Genomic DNA, 25,132 nt, shown 5'->3' with positions numbered 1-25,132 from the left:
GATGAATAAAGTATTAATTATAAGCTTTTTGACGCTCGCTTTTGCGAAAGGTTGCAAACCTGAAAATATACAACCTAATGAAGTGAATTTCTTGTCAGAACGAAAACAAGATTCAACTTATGTTCATATTGTTAGCAATTCGTTTGCGCCTATGGAAATTTCAGTAGGTTTGAAAAACGGTGAACTAAAAAATATTCACATCAAAAACCATGGATTATTAAAAAGTAAAGACACGCTTTTTAAGGTAATTATTGTTCCAAATACGGTGATTGACTCTATTGGAGAAACAAAATTATTAAGAAAACACATTACTGCAAAGTTTGATTATGGAGATAGCAAAACGGCTGTCCACAACGATGCATATGTATATAGTTTGCCTGTAGCTATTGGAAAAAAAGTCAGAATATCACAAGGGTTTAACGGCAAAAAATCACATTCAAGCATTGCCTCCAAATATGCTATTGATTTTGACATTCCTGTGGGCACTGAAATTTATGCTGCAAGAGAAGGCATTGTCGTATACACCATCACTGGCTACAAAAAAGCTGGTGGAAAAGCTTATGTTAAAAAGGCGAATAAAATTTTAATTCTTCATGATGATGGCACTTTTGCAGCCTATTCTCATCTTATGTATAATGGCGCATTGGTCAAAAAAGGAGATACTGTTCAAAGAGGCCAACTTATCGGATATTCAGGAAATACAGGATATTCTAGCGGACCACATCTGCACTTTGCCGTCCGATTGCCCAAAGATATTTGCGTACCTATCTATTTTGAAGGATATGAAAATAAAGCTCTGAAAAAAGGAGATCATGTAAAACGAATAAAAATACAATAATGAAAACACGTACACTTACTGTAATTGCTTGTTTAGTTGCTTTTACTATACAAGCTCAAAACTTGATCGAGAACTATTCTTTTGGTGTGAATGATTTGAATTCGAATCAATTTGCACAATTCTTTTCAAAGAAAATTAAGAACACACAATTTATCATGCTCGGAGAACAGCATGGCATTCAGGAAGTTGGAGAAATTACCAATGCTTTATACAATCTTTCTAAACCAGAAGGATATAATGCACTTTGTATAGAAACTTCGCCTTTTGCAGCTAATATTTTAGAACTACAATTTACAAGTGCAAAAAATCCTGCGGAAGGATTGAAAAAACTGTATGATGCATATCCGTTCGCAATTCCATTTTATAATAATAAGAATGATATCGGACTATTTAAAAACGTTATTGAAAATCATGGTGCAATTTGGGGAATAGATCAATCTTTCATGGTAGAATATAGACTTGTTTTTGATTATTTGGTAAATCTGAATGATAATAAAGCCCTAAAAAACACCGTAAAACCTCTATTGAAAGAAGCAAATTTGGCTTTTAATAAAGCTGTAGAGAAAAAAGATTATCAGGCATTATTTATTTTTAAATATACTGACGAATTGCATCACAAACTGATGGCATTGACAATTTCTGATGAAGAGAAAAAAATACTAACAGATTTAAAATTGACTAAAGAAATATACTTGTACAATTTTCAGCAACAATATTATTTGAACAATAATGAACGTGCAAAACTCATGAAACGTAATTTTTTAACGTATTATGATGAAGCAGCAACTGCTGGAAAATTACCGAAAGTGATCTTTAAATTAGGAGCAAATCATGTTGCAAAAGGATTTACTCCTACCAATGTATTGGATATTTCAAATATGATTACCGAATTGGCAGCCATGAACGGGAAAACTTCTTTGCATGTATATGCTGTGGGAATTAATGGTGCTAAAAATTTAGGAAATCCTTTTGCGCCAACTCCCGTAGTACCATTTGATGATTCTGAAAATATACCTGAAGAAGTTAAAAATCTTATCAAAAATATAACGGCTAACTATATTATCATTGATGCCGAAAAGTTAAAAGAGAAAGCCAATCGTTTATCTCCAAAAATGAAAAAATTAGTTTTACAATATGATGTTTTAATGTATGTGAACGCTTGTAAACCTTTAGAAAATTTAGATTAAACGTATATTCATAATACAGAAAAACGCCATCATGCTCTCTTGATGGCGTTTTTTATGTTTCCTTATTTTCTAGACAATACTTGATGAAATTTTAAATTTTGGCCGTCAAATCTGGTATTTCTATAAGATTAATATCTGTTGCATCAATTTCCTTATTGCACGCAATATGACACATGTAGTTTTCTGATAAAGCGATTCTTTTGGTGTAAAATTTCTCTGAATGAACCAATGTTGTATTGTTTTGAATTTCAAAAGATAACAACGGAATGGACATTCCTTTTCCATCTGCTTTGATCACGGCTTCTTTTTTAGTCCAATATTCATAAAAGGCTTGCAATTGATTTTCAGCAGTGTTTACATATTGCCATTCATTGTTTGTCATTTGTCGCTTAAAATCTTCTACATCTATGGGACGCATTTGTTCCATATCTATTCCAATTTTGATTCCTGTCGTTAGTGCGCAAGCCACTATTGTTCCTGAATGTGAAATATTAAAATGTAGCTCACTGGTATCTAAATACGGTTTTCCATAGGAAGTATACGACAATGAATTCCAATCAAAATGAGCTAATTTCGCATGCTTTTGCAAAGCATATTGTAGCAACAATCTTCCTGATAAAGACAATTGTGCATCTTCCCATCTCCTGAATCTTTGTATTCTTTCTTGAAATTCTACAGGAAAGTTGGAAAGATACTTTTGAATCAATCCAGCATGAGCATTTTGTGATATTTGGTAGTAATAAATTGTTATCATATGGTCATTTCATCCATCAAATGGTGTTCGTACACAATGGCTTCAACTGCTCCTGTGGCAGAATTGATAACTCCGATATCATTGGCTACTTCTGATGTTCGTACCCAAACACCTCCATATTTCTCTCCAAATCCGAAAGCTCCCCAAATTAATTTATGCGGCGTCCACTGATTTTCTTTATTAGGTGCTAATACTTTGATAGAATCACTGAATTCTTGTGCAATAAAGTTTTTATTCGTTAAGGCTAATTTTATAGCTTCATTCCATTCTTCATCAGACGAAAATCTTCCTATAAAAACATCTTTTCCTTGATATCCTTGCGCTGCTTTGATCACCATGTCTTCTTTATGATTTCTTAGAATTTCTGTGATCGGTAAACGTTCTCCTTGAAATATCTCTGTCCTATCTTTAATTTCCTTTGTCCATGGAATACTTTCAATAACCAATTTATTTTCTGCTGCGGTAAATTTATTGTTTTCGGCTAATTCTCTTAAGATTCCCAAGTTTCTTTTGTCGCCATACATTCCTGAAGCCAAATGGTCTGGAAAGTAAACAATTCCCATCATAAAAGCTCTAAAGATATTAGCTGGAATTCCCATATCGCTTACTACAATTTCTAAAGCACCGTGCATCTCTTGACCTTCAAAAATTAGTTTGTTTTTTTGTAATTCTATATCTGTAAATTCTCCGATAAATGTATGTCCTTTGAATCTTGTACCTTTTAATGATTCTGCTAATAAATCATTAAAGAAGCTCGTAATATTTTCTCTTTGGAAACCTTCTTCGTATTCTCCAATGGCTAAAAACACATTGATGTCTTCTTTAAGATATGAAACTTGTTTGATGATATTTTTCACCAAAAAGTCGATGTAATTAGCTTGTGTATTTTCTGTAGTGAAATTTTCATCTAAATTTGGATGTGTTTCACGGATGATTGACTCAAAACTTTGTACTTGCCATCCTCCAATAGAAGAACCAACATTGGCTTCTAGTATTTTAAATCCATCTGCATCGAGCGATAAATCTAAACGACAACCAATTTCTATCTTTTTTTCGTGGCATAACATCGCAAATTGCGTCATCATTTCATCTCCTTGAAAGTAAAAATCTGCAATTTTCTTGGTATCATTTTGAAAGTGTAATTCAGGTATTTTAGTAAGGAGTTCGGGTATTTTGACACAAAGTTCTTCTAAACTTTTGGTTTGTGTTCTGTCGATAATAACTGGCCACGATGAAACAGGATATCCGTATCCTCTCAAAAATTTTGGTAATTTTTCAGAAGAAGCATCTACAAAAGTTGGGCAATTTTTAGACGCATCTAAAGTCATTAAATTCTCGTAGGCATCTCCCAATATCGTAGCTGTCATTTCTTTTTCTACCATAGGAGTTTCATGCTGCACAGCTACTTCTTCATAGACAATAGCTTCTATAGCTCCTGTTGCAGCATTGATAACTCCGGAGCTATTTTCTTTAGATGACATTCGTATCCAAGTACCTCCATAGGCATCTCCGAATCCGAAAGCGCCCCAAACTAATGAGTGTGGTGTCCATTGATTCTGTTTGTTTGGTGCTTGTATATAGTCAGATGACACAAACTCTTGTACAATGTATTTTTCTTCTTGAGTTGCTTTTTTTATGGCTTTATTCCAAGCTTCTTCAGATAATGATCTTCCAATATATACATCATCTCCTTGTAATCCGTCAGCAACTTTAATTACTAAATTGTCTTTTTGCTCTTTTAATAAGGTTTGTAAATCATGCGTAGCACCATTGTACGAAACTGTGGTTTCTTGCATTAATACCGACCAAGGAATAAATTTTTGTATTTTTTTGTTTTCTTCTGCAGTAAATTTTCCTTCGTCGGCAAGTGTGCGAAGTATTGCAAGGTTTCGTTTATCGCGAAGTACGCCTACTCCTAAGTGGTCTGGAAAATAGATCGCATTCATCATAAAAGCTCTAAATACATCTGGTGAAATATCTTTTAGCGCAAAATTACGTATCAAAACTACATGTACACGTTCATCATTGTAAGTCAGTTTGTTGTTTTGAAACTTTACAGAAGACATAGTGTTGATGACTACTTTTCCTTTTATATTGTACTTTTTTATTTGTTCATTGAGGATTTCATTAAAAAACTTTTCTGCTTCTGCATACGCGATAAAACCTTCTCTATTTGAGATTAATTCTGCCATGAAAATGGTAATTTCATCTTCTCCTTTAGCGCGTAATTCAATTGCTTTTTGAATAATGAAATCAATATAAATTTGTTGTACCTCACGTGCTTTTAAACCTATTTTTTCATCTTCTAATTCGGGATGCATTACTTCTATAGCGCCTTTAAAGCTTTGAATTTCCATTCCGCCAATAGCAGAACCTGTATTTACTTCCAATACTTTAAAACCTGAATCAGATTGTATTAAATCCAAACGACAGCTTACATCTATCTTTTTCTGATTGCAAAAGTTTGCAAATTGTGCTTTGGTTTGATCTCCTTCATAGTAGAAATTAGCTATTTTTTCAAGATCATTTTTAAAATATAGCTCAGGTATTTCTTTTATGAGTCTTGGAATCAACGTACAACAATCTTCTAATTCTTCAACCTCTTCTTTTGTTAGAATGATAGGCCAAGAAGATATAGGATATTCAAAATGCCTTAATGCTTCTGGGACTTCCTTTGCTTTTGTGTTTATTAATGCTGGAAGCGATTGCTTTGAAGGTTTTACTAGATGATCATAGTAGTTAGCTAAAATGGTCTTTTCCATGGTTGTTTTTATTGTGTACATTAAATAATTCCCCAATACAAAAAGTAGACAGCAATCAATATATTTGAAAATACGATTGAGAATAGAATACTTCTTTCATTGAGTTGTTTGATTTTTATAACGTAAAATAGTAGTGTGAGTGACAATAATCCTAGAAATATCCACATGAAAATGTATAAATAGTCATAGGAACTCGGCAAACCAAACGCCAAAATGTAAAAGTTTTGATCTACCGTTGTCAAAAGTGCATTTACAAATCCTATCAAACTTATAATTCCAAATACAGACGTTAATAAACATAGAATTCTAACAATTTTGTCTGATAGTTTTTTATATTTTCTTCGAATCAATTTGATTCCATGTGCAATGATAAATGCCAATGCAACTCCAAGTGCAATTAATAATGGCGTGAGAAATAGTGGATCTTGTTCATCTAAACTGTTTCCCATAGAAGAAACGCCGCCATTGACCGTGATGGAGTTGACAATTTGTAACGCTGGTGCTTTTTTGAACACTTCTTTTTCTGGCACTTCATTTTTATCAATAAATGCTGTGACTACTTCCGTTCCTATTCTTGTGAAACTTGGTACATGTCCGTAAGTATATGCTGTAACCGCCGTTCCGTTGTTAAATAAATTGGCCGTCTTTTCTGCATTACCTTCTGGTGTAATTGGATCAAATTCTCCTCCAAATACCAATACTGGTATATTGCTTTCTTTCAACTTGTCTAAGTTTTGGTATATGATGGAATCTTTTTGAATATTCCACTGATCACATACCACAAAATCTGATTTGTAGAATGAAATTGGTCCTTTGAGTCCTTTGTATGTTTTAGATTGTTGCTCAAGCGTTTCTATATCGTTTACAGGTAAAGTTTCGTTACAACTCACACAATAATACACTCCATAATCCATATTTAACAACGCTGAAAAAGCAGGCACTAAATTCCCCAAAGCGATTTTATTTCGTGCTTTAAACTCATAAATAAGCAATGGAATTACCGCAACCAATTGCTTGTTATACAAAGCTTGTTGCAAGGCTACTTTAAAGTCTTCTGCATTAAAAGTGAACGATTCTGATTCAATCAAAAATTTATCTACATCAACCGTGATTGGATTTTTCTCTAAATCTGCAATGACTTCATAATAGATATTTTCAATATTTGGATAATTTTTGTTACAGTTTTCATCGGCTTCACAGGCTTTGAATACCTTTTGCAAACTTGTCATATAGTTTGTCGTATTTGCCGTGTAATACTCAGTAATGTTTGAGATCGAAGAATCTAGAATGAGTTTACTGATGTCATTAGGAAACATATTTGCATATACTTGCGCCATATAAGTTCCGTAGGAAACTCCGTAAATATTCCATTGTTTGTATCCCAAACTGTTTTTTAGTGCGTGTAAATCTTTGGCAACTGAAGTACTTTGATAGGCTTCTATATTGATTCCTTTTTTTATCAAATCAGATTTACAAGCCAATGCTGCATTTGCTTTTTGTTCTTCATCTTTAGATGGCGATTGATTTTTTGCTAGAATGGCTAAGAATTCTTTTCCCAAATCCGGACACAAACGCGGTTGTGAATAGCCTGTTCCTCTAGTATCAAACAATACGATATCATGATTTTTTCGCAAAGAATGATTCAACCAAGACCAAACATCGTCTACACTTCCTTGCCCTGGACCACCTTGAATAAAGACCAATGCTTCTGCATTCGCTTTTCCAGAAGTGTTTTTTAAGACTGAGACTGCAATTTTTATAGAATCGCTCATCGGTTGATTCCAATCTTCTGGTACCGATAAATAACCCCATGTAATGGCATCATCTTCTATATAATCTGCATATCGATGATAGGAAGAATCTACTTTTTTAAATGTACCTTCTTGTCCGTGTAAGGCTGTACAAGTAATCAGTAGCAAAAGTGCATTAAAAATATTTTTCATGTATGTATTCATAATTCGTATTTCTAAAAATTAAAATCTATGTCTATTTCAGAAGATGTTTCTTGATGTAAGTGAATGTTTAAGTCTTCTATTGTTGTTTGTTTTGTTGCTGCGACGGCGGATGTTAGCAATTTTTCAAAGCGCATACAGAGCAATGATATGCTATCGGCATCAAATATTGTGGTATCATAATTTATATGTAATGATAAGGACGATCCGACAGTAAAGTTTAATAATAATGGCAATCTGCTGTAGCGCGATGCAATTTCATGTGCTGAAAATACAAGATCATCAGTTACTTGAATTGTCTCATAATTGAATGACTGATTTTGGACTACGAGTATAACATCCCAAAGAAAATCTTTTCGTGTTGCCAAAGGAATATCTTGATGCATATCAAAGTCCAATATACTGTCTTGCGCTGTCTGTAAAAGTGAATATACCGTCTGCGTTTTGTTGTTTTTGGTTCGTAATGGTAGCGTTTTTACAAACATTCCTACTTCCGAAAGCAAACTCGTATGATTTCTCCCAGCATTTACCGTTCCGATACACACATCATCATGATCATAGTTTTTTAAGATTAAAACGCTAAACATCGTTGCCAAAAAGCTGTGTAGTGTAATTTTTTGTGCAACAGTAAAATCCTGTATTTGTTGCCATAACGCTGCATCGTATTCTAGTTGTATAGACGCGCCTTGATCTGTTGATTTTTGCAATGTACCTGTAGCTGTCAATAATGGTTTCCATTGGTATGATTCTAGATACGAAGTCCAGTAATCATGTACGTTTTCTATATTTTTTTGTGTTTGCCATCTTGCATAGTCTTTGAACTGAAATCTATCTTGATTTTCTTGATTTGGAAGTGTTTCCAAACGATACAAATGTGCTATTTCTTTTATTAAAATTTCTAATGACCAACCATCCAAAATGCTGTGATGCGTATTGAATACTAAAAAGCTTTTGGAATCACTTTTATAGTGTGTCATTTTACACAATAAATCATTTTTTAAATCAAATACCTTGTGCACATCTTCCTGAATTTTCAGCTCTATATTTTCATCAACACATACAATCGTTTCAATGGTAAAATCAGGGTTTACATCTTGAATTTTTAGTTGTGGAATTCCTCCTACTTCAACAAAATTCGTACGTAAAATTTCATATTTAGAAATTAAATACGTGAATATGGTCTGAAGTCTGGACAACTCTATATTTCCATCTATTTTGTAAGCAGCAAACATATTGTAAGCAATAGAGCGATCACGATTTTGTGATGCCATCCATATTTCTTTTTGTGCTTCTGTAATTGGATAATATTCCTGCTCAGGAGCTTTTGATATGCGCTCTTTTTGTAGCGTTGTTAGATTGTTTTGTATATAATCTGTTAATTCTAATACTGTTGGGCAATCGAATAGTATTCGTAAACTCAAAGTATAGTGTAACTGAGTTTGTATGTTATTGATTAGTTTTACCGCATTTAAAGAATGCCCACCGTGTTCAAAGAAATTATCCGTAAGATGAATTTCATACGTTGTATTTAATGTTTCTTGGAATAATTGACAGAGTGTTTTTTCTAAAGAAGTGCTTGCCTTTCTTACGGGAGTTTCGTCCGTATGTGTGTTTTTTATTTGAAACTCCATCAAAGCCTTTCTATCTACTTTTTTGTTTGGTGTTAGTGGCAATGCATCAAGAATTACGATTTGACTCGGAATCATATAAGCTGGCAATTGTTCTTTTAGAATATTTCTAAGATTTTCCACTTGTATTTTTGTCGAATCTGCTACGACAAATCCTGCTAAATACGCTTCTTGATTTTGTTGTTTTTTAGCGACAACTACGGCTTCTTGTACGGCTTCAATTTCGTGGAGTTTTGCTTCAATATCACCCAATTCAATACGATATCCACGGATTTTCACTTGAAAGTCATCACGTCCTAAAAATTCAATCTCTCCGTGATCATTCCATTTTGCTAAATCGCCTGTGTTGTACATGCGTTTTTCCAATTGCGTGTGTACTATGAAACGATCTTCCGTTAAGGTTTCATTTTTATAATATCCTTTCGCCAAACCATCTCCTGCAATATATAAAGTTCCTATACTTTGCTTTGGAAGTAGTTGCAGCGCATCATCAAGAATGTATATTTGTGTATTGTGAATTGGAGTTCCGATGGTAGAGGCTTCTAACGGACTTGTAATTTGTTTGCAAGTGGACCAAATTGTCGTTTCGGTGGGTCCGTACATATTCCACAATTCTCGAGTGTTTTGGAGTAATTTTTCAGCCAATGCTTTGCTTAATAAATCGCCTCCACATAAAATTTTAATTCCCAAATTTCCTTTCCAACCTGCATTGAAGAGCAATTGATAAAAACTTGGTGTTGCCTGTATCATTGTTGGCGCAACTTCTGCTATTTCTTCGATTAATACAAAAGGATCTGCGATAGTTTTTTGTAATGCTACATGTACTGAAGCGCCTGCTAATAAAGGAGTTAAAAATTCTAAGATAGAAATATCAAAAGATTGTGTTGTTACCGAATAGAGCAGATCATTTTTTTCCATTCCAGGACGTTCTTTCATACTTAGAATGAAGTTGACTAATGCTTGATGTCCCACTTCAACTCCTTTTGGATTTCCTGTAGTTCCAGAAGTGTATATGATGTAAGCTGAATCTGTTGCTGTTGTTCTAGGCAACTCGATTTCTGTGTTTAATGGCGAACATAAAGCTTCATAATCCGTTTTTTCGACTGCTGCCGAAAGCACTAAATCGGAAGCTGATGCTATGATTAAATCGGTTTCACTATGCGAAATGATATAGGATAAACGATCTTTTGGAAAGCTTGGATCTAAAGGAATAAATGGTCTTTTTGACTTCATGACACCCAAAATACAGACAATCAATTTTGCTGAACGTGGCAGTAAGATTGCAACAGGTTTTTGTGAAGTCATTCCCGAGGTTGCAATGATATTTTTTGCAATCGTATCTGATAAATTTTCTAATTCTTGATATGTAAAAGACTCGTTTTGATCACGTAAAGCTATTTTTTGAGGTTGATTTTCTACTTGCTCCGTAAAATAATCGAGTACCGTTTTTTGTGTTGAATATGTATATGATGTTTGATTGTAGGTATGCAGTATTTCTTTTTCTTCACTTGCTGTGAGATAGGAATACGCATGTATATTTTTTTCAGGATTTTGTACAACAGAGGTCAGTAAAGTTTCAAAATGTGTGATGATTTGTGAGATTGAAGGTTCATCAAAATAAGAGGTATTGTAATCAAAATCGATATGCACATCTTCTTTCGGATCAAATTCTCGAATGTATAATGCCAATGGTACACGTTCCGATTGATGCGTGAGTGGAATTACAGATGTTTTGGTATTTGCAAAATGATCTGCATAGTTTTGTTTTTCATACGACAGCGAAATATCGAACAAGTGACTCGTATGATTGAATAGTTCTAATTCTTGTATGAGTTTCCCTAACGGAAAACGTTGGTAGCGATAATCTTGTCTGAGTTGTTGGCGTATTTTTGTTAAAAAGGAGTTGAATGTATCTTCTTTTTCGAGTTGAATTCGCAATGCGGAAACTCCCATAAACAGTCCAACTGTTTTTTTGAAAACCGCTTTACTTCTGTTTAAAACTGGCAGTCCAATTGCAAAATCGTGATTGCGTTGTTTTCTTCCAAAATACACATACATCAATCCTAAAATGACATGAAACGTACTGCATCTGTTTGCTTTTGCGATGGTTTCTAATTCATTGTATAATGCACGTTTGACAGTCAATACTTTTCGTTGACTTTTAGGTATTGGAAGTGTTCCTTTAATCGGTTGAAAAAGTGATTCAGGTAAGCTGTGGAATCTTGATTTCCAATACGTTTTATCTTTTTCGTAAGCTTCTGATTGTTGGTATTGTACATCATCTGCTACAAAGTCATTATAATGATACGGATAGCTAGACGTTACGTTTCCGCTAGTTGTAATTTCGTTATAGTTGGCTACCAAACGTTGAAACATTAACGAAGTTCCCCAACCATCAGTAATAATATGATGGTATACAGAGAATAAATAATGTTGTTGTTCTTCTACTCGTATTAAAATAAATTTATGCAACAAACCACTTGTAGTGAGATCAAAAGGTTGTGTAAAACGTTCCTGCATATATGCATTTGCTGCACTATCAGGATGCGTTTCGTTTGAAAAATCCTTGATTTCAAGAACATCATCATAGGTTTCCAATTCCACAAACGAAATCGTATTATTTGCATGACTAATACAACTTCTGTATGTATTGTGTTGCTGCAATAAAGCACGATATGCTTCTTGCATTATTTTAGTTTCTAATGTTCCTTCAATTTTAATTTTTGCACCTATATTGTATATAGGATCGTTGGGGAACAATAGTTGTTCAAAATACACATCTTGCTGTGGTAATGTAAGTTGTATCATTTCTGACATTAGGCTATAATTATGAAACGTAAAGATGAAAAAGAAAGCGATGTTGAGATCGCTCTCTTTAGGTTGTTAATTGTTTACTAAGCTTAATTGTTTCTTACAGGTGCAGCTGCATTACAGCATGTCCAACATTCTTTTCCTGTAGGATCAAAATCATTTTTACTTGTTTCTCCATCTCCTCCTGCTCTTCCACCTTTGATGTCGTGAAAACTTAAGCTAGAAATTGAGTTTTTGTTTAATTGCAAGTTTTTGAGATTTGCTTTTTTCATAATTAAAAGAATTAAAGTTAGTATTCATAAAAACGAAAAAGACAGCAATCTTTTTAATCACTTTCTTTTCGTAATTTATATTAATTTCCAGGATTTCTCACTGGTGCAGGTGCAGCATCGCAACCACAACATGTTAAGCATTCTTTTCCTGTAGGATCCATTCCATTTTTGCTTGTTTCTCCATTTCCTCCTGCAGCTCCTCCTCTGATATCGTGAAAAGTTAAGTTAGAAATCGATTTCTTGTTTAATTGTAAATTTTTGAGATTTGCTTTTTTCATAATTAAAAAAATTAAAGTTAATATTCATAAAAACTAAACACTGGCAAATGACTTTACAATTTACGAGTGTTAGTATGTCTTGGTTTTATGCCCAAATGTCTTGCATACTACTTTCACTTGATTGTATATTGATGTCTTTTATTATTTTTCCATAATCAAACTTTATCACTCGATCTGCATTGTTAAAATACGCATCATCATGTGTTACTGCGATGATTGTTTTTCCTTCTGCTTTTAGTTTTGGAATTAATACTTCATAGAAATATTTACGGAAATGTGGATCTTGATCTGCTGCCCATTCATCCAATACCAATACTGGCTTTTCTTCTAATAAGGCTAGTATCAATGATACACGTTTGCTTTGTCCTTTGGAGAATTGTCTTCGAATCGATTTTTCTTTATCATCTGTTATGATATGATCCAACTCCATCGTTTCTACAAGTTGTCTATATTTCTTGTTGTTTTCAAGCTCAAAATCATCATAGTTTTTTGAGAAAATGTGATTGTTTGTAAATACAGCCGCCGTCATGTCTTGCAAGCTTCTATTTGATTTTTCACTGATGGAATCATTTACTAAAATCTCACCATCAGATATCGAATACAATCCTGTCAATGCATTGATGAAAGTACTTTTCCCTGATCCGTTTCCTCCTACTACAAAAATGACTTCTCCTTGTTTTATGGATAAATTCAATGGTCCCAGTGCAAAAGGTTTTGTTTTCTCTTCTAATTTTTCGTCTGTTGGATATGAGAATACAACGTCATTAAATTCAAGTGAACTGAATGTATCTGATGTCACTGCCTTTTCCTGTTTTCCATCATCTACAATTTCAAAATCGCCTATAAACTTTTTAACTCTAGTATTGGCAACCATGAATCGGGTGTACATTTGTTGTAAATTAATCAGGTTGTTGATAGGTCCAGAAATGAAAAGGATGATGACAACATAGGCTATAACATCTTCGGTGGTAAGCAGTCCGTATTGTGGCAATACAAATAGAATGACAGCAACCACAAAATACAATCCATATTGACTTATTAAGTTGATTGATAGAAAGACATAGTTAATTCTAAAATCTAAGTCCATTGCCTTGTCTCGGTTCGGAATTAAGAAGTTATTCATTAAGCTATTACGACGAAAAAAACTTAGTTTTAGTTCTTTAAATCCTCGCATTACATCATCTACATATTGATAGTAATCTTCATTATATTCTCGAAGAATTGCTACTTGTTTGGTCATTGTATTCATCACCACAAAATAACAAGCTGCTACCAGCGCAATAAGAATGATGACAATTAATGCCGATGAAAAAGAGAGCGTAAACATGTATATTAAACAAAGTACAAGCATAAGTACTGAGTTTACGGTATGTGTAACTGTATAAGGTAACATCGAGAAGGTTCTTAAATCTTCTACTGCCGTATAAAAGCGTTGCGGACCGAGTTTTTCTAATTTGATCAACGATGCTTTTAAAATTTGACTAAAAACTCTTTTTTCATTTTCATAAAGAAACTTGAAAGCATACAGATTGAGTCGTTTCTGGAAAATGATATTGAGTAAATATGTATATACTATGATTGCCACAAATACAATTCCCATATATTTTCTAGTAAATACAGGATTTGCCGCCATCACATTATTGATAATGTATATGATGGCAAAACTTAAAATTGTATTGGGTAAGGCATACAAAATAAGATAGATAATGTCTTTTGCTTTTAGTTTTAACATTGTTTGTTGTTTTAGTTGATTGCTTAGTCAAATGACTTTTCTAATATGCGTACTAATGCTTCTGGATGATCGTTGATAAAAAAGTGATTTCCTTCCCATAATTCACAATTGCAATAGCTCGCGGTAAATCGTTTCCAATTATCCAAACGATCACTGCACTTTTCCTCGGTTCCCATGATGGTTTTTATTGGAGCTTTTATGACGATATTTTCCGTCGCATATCCTTCTTCTGCGACTTGGAAATCTGCACGAATGATAGGACTAAAAAAATCGTAAAGCTCTTCATTTCCCAACACTTCTTCAGGAACACCACCAAGCCTGCGCAATTCTTTTTTGAGATCTTCATCATTCATTAAATGACGTTTTCCTCTTTTTTCTTCTTCTTCATCTTTTACGCCCAATCCTGGGTTTCCAGTAGTAATTAATGCTTCTGGGTAATCTGTGAAGTCTTCTAGTTTTTTTGCTACAAATAATCCCAATGCTGCGCCCATACTATGTCCATAAATAATGAATGGTTTGCCATTTCTTTTGGCTCTTATTTGTTGTACATAGTCGTCAATTGCTTCTTGACTGTTGGTGAGTAGTTGTTCTTTGAAACGTTTTCCTCTTCCTGGTAATTCTAAGGTATGCACTTCAAATTTTTGAGATATTTTGCTGGTCAAAAATACAAATGAATGCGAGCTACCTCCTGCGAAGTGCAACATAAATATTTGTGGTTTTTGATATATCATTTTTTTATTTTTTTGGGTTTCTAGTCTCTATTTTGATCGTGAAAAATCCGGTTATTTTATTTTGTGTGTAAGTGTAATTGCTCTTCTGGTTTGAAGAAGTTCATACGAATACAGTGTTCTATAATTTTTGAATAATACATCGCATCTGGTTCAAATCGAAAGCCAATACGTGCTAAAAACGCGTCTGTTTTTTGGGTTTGAATGTGATAATGTGTGTATGCTTCTATGTTTTGTTCTCTTTGTTGAGCAATGCCAAAAAATGGAATTTTATTGGAATCCGTTTCCGAAATCACGGTTGCTATTCGTTCTTCAAAAGTAGTATGCTCCAAAGGATGCACCGTAATATTGTTATACTGAAAAGCTTTTATTACATTTTCTAGCGTAAGATTTTCAAATTTGTACAAATGGAATGTTTGCAATGCTTTATTGGCACGTGCCGAAATTAAATGTATTGCTTTGGCGATTTGATCAACCGGAGAAATTTCTATGTTTCTTTCGTAATCGGAAGGATAAATCCCAGAATTGTATAACGATTTAAAAAGTAGGTATACAATATTGTTTTCTATGTTTTTCTGGAAATTTCCTCGTTCACTATCACCTCCCAAATTTCCCAATCGCAAAATATTGATCGACATCGCATCATTTTGCTGTTCGTGCAGATACATTTCTGCTTTAAATTTGGAAGAACTGTAAATGTATGAACCAAATTCCTGTCCCAAATCTAAATCTATTTCATTGTAATTGATCTCGTCCACATTTTCAATATAAGAACCTGATACGGCTACTGATGATATGTGATTGAAATTCGGAATTTGATGCGCTTTTGCCCATTCAAAAACATGCTTTGTTCCATGAAAATTGATGCGTTCGGATCGTTCTTTCTTTCCGTAATGATTTACCGCAGCCGCCGTATGATATACAACATCTATTTTTTCGAATATAGAAGCCATCTCATTTTCTATACCCAAACCTGGCATCGTAACATCGCCTGCTATTACTCTAATTCTGCTTTTGTAAGCTAGTGATAGTCCATTCTTTCCAAAATACGATTCATAGCTCTCAAAACAACGTTGTGCAGCAGTTTTGGTTTCAGATTTTCTGACCAAACAAATGATGTTTGCCGTAGTATTTTCTAAAAGCTCTCTCAATAAATAAGTTCCCAAAAATCCAGTAGCTCCTGTTAAGAAAATTGTTTGAAATGTTTTGACAGATAGCGATTGAGTTTCCACTTCTTGAATGGCAATTTTATACTGCTCTTCTTTATCAATTGATGGTTGTTTCTTGGAAGTTGTTTTTGTTTCTGATACTCTGGCTTCTACGTTCAACTTACTTTCAACAAAAACTGCTAATTTTTGAATCGTATCTTGTTCAAATATGTCTTGATATTCCATACGAATTCCAAATATGTTTTCGATATCCATCATGACATCTAAACCTAAGAGTGAACTTCCGCCAATATCAAAAAAGATGTCTTGTTCGCTTATAGCTTCAATTTGTAATGTTTGTTCCCAAACGGTTTTGATATGATGACTAATTTGTTCCGCAGTGAATTCCTGTGTGTTTTTTTCAGAAGTCGTTATTTGACTTGCTGGTGCATAATCTGGTACATCTAGCGAAACACCTTCTACCCAATGACGTTTGGATAGAAATACTGGAAGTCCAAGATTTTGAATGAATTGTCGTTTTTCAACGGGTGTTTTTATAGAACATCCATGATCAAAAAGATGTTGTTGCATTTCTATATATCCTGAAAGATTTTTACTCATGTAACACTTGTGTAAGTGTTGTTCTTTGCTTTTACTTTGAAACGCTTGCAACATTTCTCCATGATCTCCAACGACGTAAAAAATAGTTTCTGAAAGCTGACTTAAATTGTTGAGATAGTTTAAAAAAGAAGCTGTTTTAAAATCTGTCGAACTATCTACTGTGATCGTTTGCAAATAGTTTTCTTTTTCTTGTTGACTTGTAAGTGCTAGCAATTGTTGCACTATTTTTCCTTGTCCGCCAAATAAAACCTGCGCTGCAAAGTCCTTCATTTGCATGAAATGCTTCAAAATTCCATACTGAATCAGAACATTTTTGATAAAATCATCTTTCTCAACATACGTTTCAGCACGCATTGCTTTTTGAATTTCTATCCATATTTCAGGATATTCTTTTAAAAGCGCTGTACGTTCATTTTCATTCCAATCGTAAATTCCTGGAACTAATACAATGACATTTTTCTGCGTTTCATTTTTACGAATATGGACATTTTGCTGTTGAAGCGCTTGTATCAATTCTTTTTTATCTCTAAATAACAACGAAGAAGTTACCGCCTCTTCCGCATCAAATACTTTGTTTAATGAATAGCAGAAATCGTTTAGATTGACTTCTGTATTGTTTTCTATATAGGATATTAAATGCTTTTTGGTTGCCTGCATCAGCGCTTCACTCTTGGTCGAAAGTCGCGCAAAGTGTACCGTTTTATGATTTGATTCTGTTTGAGTTTCTAGATATTGATGCTCTTTCAATATCATATGTACATTGGTTCCTGTAAGTCCAAAAGAACTCACGCCTACGATTCTGTCTGTATCCGTTTCCCAGGCTTCTGTTTGATCTTGAACGTACACATTTGGTAATTCTGTTCGAATGTGCGGATTGAGTTGCTGAAAACCTTGCTGTTTGGGTTTTATGCGATAGTTTAAACTCACCAAACTTCTTACAATTCCTGCCAAACCAGACATCGCATCTAAATGACCAACTTGTCCTTTTGCTGAGCTGATTCCGCAAGTACTCGTTTTATTTTTCTCTTTGAATGCTAATTGAATGCCTTCAAATTCTATAGGATCGCCCAATTCAGTTCCTGTACCGTGTGCTTCAATAAATCCAATATCGTCCGCAGAAATTTTACTTTTTTCCCAGGCTCTAATGAGCACTTCTTTTTGTGCTAATGGACTTGGCGCAGTTATGTTTTGAATGCGTTCTCCTCCATGATTGATCGCTCCACCTTTGATGACTCCGTAAATGGTATCATTCGCTTTTTCGGCTTTGTCTAAAGGTTTTAACAAAAGACAAATAGCACCTTCTCCTGGAACAGTTCCATCTGCTTTTGCATCAAACGGTAAACATTTTTCAGAGTTTGAATATATCGCTGCGGCCACTTTTTGTGCATGTGCAACACCTAAATTCACGCCACCTACAAAGGCATATTCACAATCTTCCGTATATAAACTTTGACATGCATAATACAATGCTACTAAGGAAGAAGAACAAGTAGTATCATACCCAACTACAGGTCCTTTGAGTCCTAAATGATTTGCGACTTTTGTACCAATCATTCCTGACATGTGTGAAGTAAGTGATAGATTGGAAAAATCGTCAAAAAAGTAACGATAGGAAGAATAATAGTAAGTATGAAAAAATCCGGTTCTGTTGTTTGCGACTTCTTTTCGCGTGTATCCAGCGTTGTACAATGCTTTTACAGAATGTTCCAGCATTAATCGCTGTTCAGGATCCATACGCATGGCTTCACCTTTTGTAATTCCGAAGTAGTTTTCATCAAATAAATCGATGCGGTCTAAGTATCCTGCATTTCCAATATCTTGCGAGCCAAATCTGGCTTCAACATCTTCTTTGCGGATATGGGGAATTCCTTTTATGTTCAGCGTTTCATCTGCAATAGCTTCATAATATTCCTGTAAATTATGAATTCCAGCAATTGAAAAAGAAACACCTACTATAGCAATATCTATACTCATTAATTTTTGTTTTTTTCTTTATAATTTTGACTCTTTACTACATTGAATTTGATGTGACTGTCAAAATATATAGTGTGATTGGCTTTTGTAAAATCCGAATCGTCTGCTTTGTAAATATTTGGAATGTATTTTTGGGGATTTCGATCTAAATACGGGAAATAACTATTTTGGATTTGAATCATAATTTTATGTCCTTTTTTAAAGGTATGCATCACATCCAATAGTTGTAAGTTGACCGCTGTTTTTTGATTGGGAACAAAAGGTTTTGGGTTTTCAAAACTTTCTCTAAAACGTCCTCGTATCACGTCCCATCGAACAATACGTTCGTATCCTTCCATGAGTGCATTTTTATTAATTTTGAGACTATCTGCCACTTCTTCTTGCGGATATACATCAATAACTTTTATCATCCAATCGGCATCCGTTTGGTCTGTAGCCACTTGAAGTGCTGCTTCTATGGCGCCATATACTTGTACATCATTTTTTAATGTTTCACTAGAAAAAGTAATGACATCTGGTCGTGAGCTAGCAAAACGTTGATCTTCCGCTACGAATAGTTTGGGAGAATATTTTTGTAAAGTACGATCTGCTGAGTATGGAACTGGTTTGTTTGGATCGCTTACATAACTAATTCCCTCCACATCTTCAGTTTGCGGATTGTTTTGTGTAAGTTTTCCGTTTTCGCCTGTGTAATAGGTAATTGTATTGTTTGACGTTGTTTTTGGATAACTTTTAAAATGTTTCCACTGTAATGATCCTGTATCAAACAAACTAATTTTAGGAATTTCTACATCCTTGTCATTTCCTTTTAAATAGCGACTGAAAAAAGGTGCTTCTATACTTTCTTGAAAGTAGGTTGTTAGATTTTCTCCAAAATATAAATCTCCAATTGCGTAGGTTCCTTTTTCATATCGGTAATCACCATGTGCCCAAGGACCAATAACCAAATACGGGTTTACATTTGCGTTCTGTTTGTTGATTGCTTTGAAAAAACCTAAGGTTCCGTATAAATCTTCCATATCATTCCATCCGCCGACAACCAATACTTCACAGTTTATATTTTTCATATGTGGCAATGGATTTCTTTCTTGCCAAAAAGTATCATAGTTTGGATGTTCTACAACTTGTTTCCAGAGAAAATTCTCAGGATTCATAAACTTGTCGGAGTTTTTTAAGCTTCCTAAATCATTTAAATAAAAGTCGTAACCATCTTTATTTTTCACTTTGGAAAGATTGTACATGTCCCACCATTTGTCTGTGTTATTCGGCGTTTGTACTCCGATAGCATCTAAGGAAGGCCAGAAATAAATTCCGAAAGTTCCATTCCGATGTATATCATCAAAAAATAAATCACATACTGGTGCTTGAGGAGAGACTGCTTTGATGGCTGGATGTTTTGATATTGCACTTAAGGCTGCATAAAATCCCGGATATGATGTTCCTACGACACCTACATTTCCATTGTTGTGCCTTACATTTTTTAGCAACCATTCTACAGAATCATACGTATCTGTCAATTCATCTACGGCATTCGGATTGGTCGTAGAAACCACAGGGCGCGTATTGTCAAAATCGCCTTCACTCATAAAACGTCCTCTTACATCTTGGTGTACAAAAATGTAACCTTCTGCCAGCATGGTTTTGTTATATGAAATGTATCTGTGTTTTTTATCTTCTCCGTAAGGTCTATTTCCCCATGTGGTACGAGATAACATGATTGGATACTCTTGTTTGCTATTTTTTGGAGTATAAATTGCGGTATACAATTTTATTCCATCTCGCATTTCAATATAGACTTCCTTTTTCGTGTAATCTTCTTTCGTCAGTTTTTGTGCTATACTGAATTGTACTGCACATAGACTGATGAGTATAAAAATTACAAATATGTTTTTACCACTTTTCATTCGCGTTTGTTTTGCGGTTTAAAATCCAATTAAGGTATCATCATTTACACTGATGGTTTCTTCTTTTTCAAGATGTTTTTCTACTTCTTGAACAATGTCTTTGAGTGTTTGCATCATAAAGAGTTGCGCAATGGAGATGTCTACATTCCACAGTTCTTTTATTTTTTGATGCATAACTATGATGTTAAGAGAGTTTCCTCCAAGTTCAAAATAGTTGCTATCAAGATTAATTTCTTCATTATCAAAGAAATCCATCCACAATTTGCGCAATTCGTTTGCCACATTTTTGCCTTCTGTACTGTCATCATCTACATTTTCTAGACCATTTACAGTTGTTGTGGATGTAATTTTTTCTACAATGCGTTTTGGAAGCGTATCGCGTTCATATATATCATGTATGGAAACAATCCACTGATGTGCTTCTTTTGCATTTAATGTGCGTTCAAATACTTTTATAAATTCGGCTTCTGGTATATATTCATCATCGTCTCCAAACGACAATCCGTCTAAGTTTACAGAAACCCATTTTTGATCTGACTCTGCCTGTATTACTGATACAAAATGATCCATACAGCTGTTTGCTGCGGCATATGAAGCATAGGTAATTCCTCCTAAAACAGATGACAAACTAGAAGTCGTCCACACAAAATCTAGCGTACTCGTTTTTGCAATTTCATGGAGATTTATGATTCCGTTTACTTTCGGCGCCATTTGTGCTTGTACATTTTCAGGCTGAATATTTTCTACCAATTCATAGGTTTTTCTATCAATATTCCCTGCGGTATGTACAATTCCGTTTATTGCTCCATGTGATGCTTCTAGCTCAGAAATTGTGTTTCTTGTTGCTTCTAATGCTGTAATATCACCTCTAAGATAGTGTAAGAATCCTTTATGTTTTGTGGCTAATTTTATATATCTGATTGTTTTTTCAAGCTTTTGTGCTCTAATTTCATGATAAGACAATTGTAAGAGTTGTTCCCAATTTTCTTCTTCTGGCATGCTTGATCTCCCTATAAGAAAGACTTTTGCTTGATAGGTCGTTACTAAATGCGTTGCTAATGTTATTGCGGCATTACCAATTCCTCCCGTAATGATATAGTTTCCATTTTCCGTAATGATGGAAGACGTTGTTTGCGTAGGTATTTGTATAGATTCATAGAAATTCGCCCAACGAATATTATTTCGATAGGTAATTTGTATGTCTTTTGCGTTGTATAGAATGTCATTTGCTACTTTTTCTACCAACTGCTCATCATTTTTGTCAATGTCAATGGTACAATTAAATCCTTTTAGATTTTCCTGCATTGCCACGTATAATAAGGTTTTTACACTTGCAGAAGCGAAGTCCTTTTTTTCGTTTGTATGAATATTGACTTGTTGCTGAGTTAAAAGTGTAAACTTATGTCGCTGTCGTGTTTTTTGTAATTGAAATGCTTGAAGTATGTACAAACATGCATGGAAATCTTCATGCAACGCTCCTATATTTTCTACATCTATTATTTCGATTGTTTTTTCCGCATTTGATAATGACCAACCGTATATATAATGATCTACTGTGCCATGATCGAGTTTTATATCATTGTATAACAATGTAAAATCTGAGGATTTATCTACATTTATACTATATTCTTTATCAGAAACATAGCGATACTGTGCTCCTTTTTTAACGACAATTACATTTTTTCCTTGTGCGCTAAACTGTTGTTGAAGTTCTGTAAAGAAAGCATCTTCTGTAGCAAATAATACAATGGTGTTGGACGCAGAAAATAGTTCTTCTGTTTTTTCTAGATGTGTAAGCTTCCAATTGGTGGTATAAAACCATTGGTTAAATGGTTTTTTATCATTTTTTATACTGAAATCAAATTCTTTGTTGAGTTCTCTGTATACATCAATTTTGTATGGAAATGTAATATCTTCAAAAACATAGTTAGGCAACTTTGTCTTTTCTTGTGAATGTATTGGAAGGAATTTATTCCATTGTGGATGTATGCCATAACTCCACAACATACCCAATTGTTTGACAAAACATGTAGCTTCATTTTCTGTATTCTTTGCATCTTTTAGGATGCTTAGTGCATTCCCTGACGAATTTGTTACATTGCGATGATATAGATTTCTCAATATATTTCCAGGTCCTACTTCCAAGAATACATCATAGTTAGCTGCTTCTAACGTTTTCATTCCTTTTGAAAATAATACTGCATTTCGGATATGTGAAACCCAATATTTTGGTGAAATCGCTTCCTCGGATGTGATTGTTTTTCCTGTGAGGTTGGAAATGAACGGAATTTGAGGTTCGTGTAATGTAATTGTGCTTATTTTTTGTTGAAAATCATCCAGAATTGCATCCATGGTAGGCGAATGAAAAGCTTTGGAAGTTTTTAACGGTATTGTAGCAATACGAAGTGATTTAAATATCGTTTCTAAGTTTTCAATGGCAGTTGTTGTTCCTGATAATACGACAGCATTTGGTGCATTTATCGCCGCAATACTTACATCTGAATTTAAATACGCAATGATTTCTTCTTCCGAACAGTTGACACTAATCATTTTGCCCGATTCGGTTTGTTCCATAAGAGCAGCTCTGTAAACTAACAATTGCAAAGCATCTTCTAATGAAAAAACGCCCGAAATACATGCTGCCGTATATTCACCCAAACTATGTCCAATCATGGTTGTTGGTTGAATTCCGATATCCATCAGTAATTTTGCCAACGCATATTCAATCAAAAAGACCAACGGTTGCGTATACTCAGTTGTGTGTAGTAAGCCGGAAGTCTCTTCTTCTGAAAGTGCAGAAAATAACACTTTTTTATAGTCATTATTATTTATGCCTGACAAAATGTTGAGTCCATCATCAATAATAGCTGCAAAAAATGAATTCTCTTTGTAGAGTTCGTATGCCATATTTTCGTATTGACTTCCTTGTCCAGGAAACATAAATACTAATTTTGGCTTCGTATTTTCATCATCTCCACGTACAACATCATCTGGAGTCAATTCTTGCAACTTTCCGATAAGTTCTTCTTTAGTGCTCGCAACTACAGAAACTCTCTTAGAAAAAACTGCTTTTTCTAGCAACGCATTGAAAATAGAAATTGTACTTAGAGAAGGATTGTTTTGTAAATGCCCTATCAGTGCTGCTTTATACTCCATCAACGAAGAAGTACTTTTGGCAGAAAGCATTATTGGAATTTGATGCTGACTCGTATGCGATTCCTCTTTTTTGATTGTATTAAATTCTTCCAAGATAACATGTGCGTTCGTGCCTCCAATTCCAAAGGAACTTACGCCTGCTCGCAATGGAGTTTCGGCTTGTTTTCGCTGATACGATTGTAAAGTATCATTTACATAAAAAGGACCTTGATTAAAATTTACTTTCGGATTTGGTGCTTTGTAATGTAAACTTGGCGGAATTTGCTTGTGATGTAAGCTTAAGACCGTTTTTATAAATCCTGCTATTCCTGCAGCCGCGTCCAAATGTCCCAAATTTGATTTGATACTACCAATCGCACATTGTTTTTGAGTATTCTTTTTGAACGCAATGTTGAGTGCTTCTAATTCTATAGGATCACCTATTTGTGTTGCCGTTCCATGTGTTTCAACATAACCTATCGTTTCTGGAGTTATATTGGCAACTCTATGTGCTAATGCAATACAACTTGCTTGTCCGTCAATACTTGGTGCCGTATATCCAACTTTATTATTTCCGTCATTATTAGTTGCAGAACCTCTAATTACTGCATAAATACTGTCTCCGTCTTTGATGGCATCTTCCAATCGTTTTAGGACAACCGTTCCTGTTCCTTCTCCTAAAAAAGTTCCTGAAGCATCTTTGTCAAAAGGTTTACAAAAACCATCTTTTGAGGAAATCATTCCTTCTTGGTAGTAATATCCTTTGCCATCACGTGAATTTAAAGAAACACTGCTTACTACATACATTGATGCTTCTTTCATAAGTAATTGACGCGTAGCCATGTGTATTCCTGCCAAAGAACTGGAACAAGCTGTATCTATAAAGTAACTTGGTCCTTTTAGGTTTAACCGATATGATATGAGCGTATTACTAAATTTTACATTGCTAATTTGTCTTCGATAATAAGCACTAACATTTGCACTTTTTTGATTTTGCGCATAGACTTTCCAATCTAGATTCTCGGATGCACTTACGATCAAACCAATTTTTTTGTCAAACGCAAAAGGATTGCATTTTGCATCTTCTAATGCCAACCAAACTTCTTCATGTAATATTCGAGTTTGCGGATCCATGTATTTTGCTTCACTTTTTGTGTATCCAAAAAATGAAGGATCAAACGTTTCTGCGCCTTGTAAAGTAGTATCTATTTTGATGAAGGTTTCATCTTGAATTTGACTTTCTTTGATTCCTGCTGCTCTCAGCGTTTCATCAGAATGCCAATTATATAACGATGCGCCTTCCTTTAATTTTTCCCAAAAAACATTCAAATTCCCCGCATTCGGAAATCTACCAGATAATCCGACAACGGCAACGCTTTTTCGTATTGTTTTTTCGTCCATTTGCATA

General features: G+C 34.3%; 13 protein-coding genes. 2 read left to right on the top strand and 11 right to left on the bottom strand.

Annotated features, from left to right (window positions below; translation table 11 throughout):
* The first annotated feature begins 1 nt into the window (after nt 1).
* Nucleotides 2-838 carry a M23 family metallopeptidase gene (locus tag Q0845_RS19245; RefSeq protein WP_298516703.1) on the top strand — a complete coding sequence of 279 codons (837 nt, stop codon included), beginning with the start codon at nt 2-4 and terminating at the stop codon, nt 836-838.
* Nucleotides 838-2,025 carry a hypothetical protein gene (locus Q0845_RS19240; RefSeq protein ID WP_298516701.1) on the top strand — a complete coding sequence of 396 codons (1,188 nt, stop codon included), beginning with the start codon at nt 838-840 and terminating at the stop codon, nt 2,023-2,025. Before Q0845_RS19245 ends, Q0845_RS19240 begins: the two co-directional genes overlap by 1 nt.
* Before the next feature lie 91 nt (nt 2,026-2,116).
* Here Q0845_RS19240 and Q0845_RS19235 read toward each other — a convergent pair whose 3' ends face one another.
* From Q0845_RS19235 to Q0845_RS19185, 11 genes are all read right to left on the bottom strand, one after another.
* The gene (locus tag Q0845_RS19235) at nt 2,117-2,779 is read right to left on the bottom strand and encodes a 4'-phosphopantetheinyl transferase superfamily protein (RefSeq protein ID WP_298516699.1); all 663 of its coding nucleotides are present in this window, start codon (nt 2,777-2,779) and stop codon (nt 2,117-2,119) included.
* The gene (locus Q0845_RS19230) at nt 2,776-5,541 is read right to left on the bottom strand and encodes a hypothetical protein (RefSeq protein ID WP_298516697.1); all 2,766 of its coding nucleotides are present in this window, start codon (nt 5,539-5,541) and stop codon (nt 2,776-2,778) included. The genes Q0845_RS19235 and Q0845_RS19230 overlap by 4 nt, the downstream gene beginning before the upstream one ends.
* A 20-nt stretch (nt 5,542-5,561) precedes the next feature.
* Nucleotides 5,562-7,496: an alpha/beta fold hydrolase gene (locus Q0845_RS19225; protein WP_298516695.1), complete on the bottom strand. Its 1,935-nt coding sequence runs from the start codon at nt 7,494-7,496 to the stop codon at nt 5,562-5,564.
* A gap of 11 nt (nt 7,497-7,507) precedes the next feature.
* A complete protein-coding gene (locus tag Q0845_RS19220) occupies nt 7,508-11,938 on the bottom strand; it encodes an amino acid adenylation domain-containing protein (RefSeq protein WP_298516693.1) in 4,431 nt (1,476 codons plus the stop codon).
* An 83-nt stretch (nt 11,939-12,021) separates the two neighbouring features.
* Nucleotides 12,022-12,204, bottom strand: a complete 183-nt coding sequence (locus Q0845_RS19215) for a hypothetical protein (RefSeq protein ID WP_298516691.1) — start codon at nt 12,202-12,204, stop codon at nt 12,022-12,024.
* An 80-nt stretch (nt 12,205-12,284) separates the two neighbouring features.
* Nucleotides 12,285-12,482 (bottom strand): hypothetical protein, encoded by a 198-nt coding sequence (locus Q0845_RS19210; RefSeq protein ID WP_298516688.1) that lies wholly within the window; start codon nt 12,480-12,482, stop codon nt 12,285-12,287.
* 85 nt (nt 12,483-12,567) lie between these two features.
* Complete coding sequence (locus tag Q0845_RS19205; protein WP_298516686.1) at nt 12,568-14,214, bottom strand: ATP-binding cassette domain-containing protein; 1,647 nt, start codon at nt 14,212-14,214, stop codon at nt 12,568-12,570.
* 23 nt (nt 14,215-14,237) lie between these two features.
* Entirely contained in the window at nt 14,238-14,945 is a 708-nt protein-coding gene (locus Q0845_RS19200; RefSeq protein WP_298516683.1) for an alpha/beta fold hydrolase, read from the bottom strand.
* A gap of 56 nt (nt 14,946-15,001) precedes the next feature.
* Nucleotides 15,002-18,685: a beta-ketoacyl synthase N-terminal-like domain-containing protein gene (locus tag Q0845_RS19195; protein WP_298516681.1), complete on the bottom strand. Its 3,684-nt coding sequence runs from the start codon at nt 18,683-18,685 to the stop codon at nt 15,002-15,004.
* Nucleotides 18,685-20,589, bottom strand: a complete 1,905-nt coding sequence (locus Q0845_RS19190; protein ID WP_298516680.1) for a CocE/NonD family hydrolase — start codon at nt 20,587-20,589, stop codon at nt 18,685-18,687. The genes Q0845_RS19195 and Q0845_RS19190 overlap by 1 nt, the downstream gene beginning before the upstream one ends.
* Nucleotides 20,590-20,607: 18 nt before the next feature.
* Entirely contained in the window at nt 20,608-25,125 is a 4,518-nt protein-coding gene (locus tag Q0845_RS19185; RefSeq protein ID WP_298516678.1) for a type I polyketide synthase, read from the bottom strand.
* Nucleotides 25,126-25,132 lie beyond the last annotated feature (7 nt).

The sequence above is a fragment of the uncultured Kordia sp. genome, from assembly GCF_947489565.1.
GTDB lineage: Bacteria > Bacteroidota > Bacteroidia > Flavobacteriales > Flavobacteriaceae > Kordia.
This window is presented reverse-complemented; position numbering and strand designations above follow the sequence as displayed.

Excerpts from the sequence above, each read along its gene's own strand:
- Q0845_RS19245 (WP_298516703.1), top strand. The coding sequence starts at position 2 with ATGAATAAAGTATTAATTATAAGCTTTTTGACGCTCGCTTTTGCGAAA.
- Q0845_RS19240 (WP_298516701.1), top strand. The coding sequence starts at position 838 with ATGAAAACACGTACACTTACTGTAATTGCTTGTTTAGTTGCTTTTACT.
- Q0845_RS19235 (WP_298516699.1), bottom strand. The coding sequence starts at position 2,779 with ATGATAACAATTTATTACTACCAAATATCACAAAATGCTCATGCTGGA.
- Q0845_RS19230 (WP_298516697.1), bottom strand. The coding sequence starts at position 5,541 with ATGGAAAAGACCATTTTAGCTAACTACTATGATCATCTAGTAAAACCT.
- Q0845_RS19225 (WP_298516695.1), bottom strand. The coding sequence starts at position 7,496 with ATGAATACATACATGAAAAATATTTTTAATGCACTTTTGCTACTGATT.
- Q0845_RS19220 (WP_298516693.1), bottom strand. The coding sequence starts at position 11,938 with ATGTCAGAAATGATACAACTTACATTACCACAGCAAGATGTGTATTTT.
- Q0845_RS19215 (WP_298516691.1), bottom strand. The coding sequence starts at position 12,204 with ATGAAAAAAGCAAATCTCAAAAACTTGCAATTAAACAAAAACTCAATT.
- Q0845_RS19210 (WP_298516688.1), bottom strand. The coding sequence starts at position 12,482 with ATGAAAAAAGCAAATCTCAAAAATTTACAATTAAACAAGAAATCGATT.
- Q0845_RS19205 (WP_298516686.1), bottom strand. The coding sequence starts at position 14,214 with ATGTTAAAACTAAAAGCAAAAGACATTATCTATCTTATTTTGTATGCC.
- Q0845_RS19200 (WP_298516683.1), bottom strand. The coding sequence starts at position 14,945 with ATGATATATCAAAAACCACAAATATTTATGTTGCACTTCGCAGGAGGT.
- Q0845_RS19195 (WP_298516681.1), bottom strand. The coding sequence starts at position 18,685 with ATGAGTATAGATATTGCTATAGTAGGTGTTTCTTTTTCAATTGCTGGA.
- Q0845_RS19190 (WP_298516680.1), bottom strand. The coding sequence starts at position 20,589 with ATGAAAAGTGGTAAAAACATATTTGTAATTTTTATACTCATCAGTCTA.
- Q0845_RS19185 (WP_298516678.1), bottom strand. The coding sequence starts at position 25,125 with ATGGACGAAAAAACAATACGAAAAAGCGTTGCCGTTGTCGGATTATCT.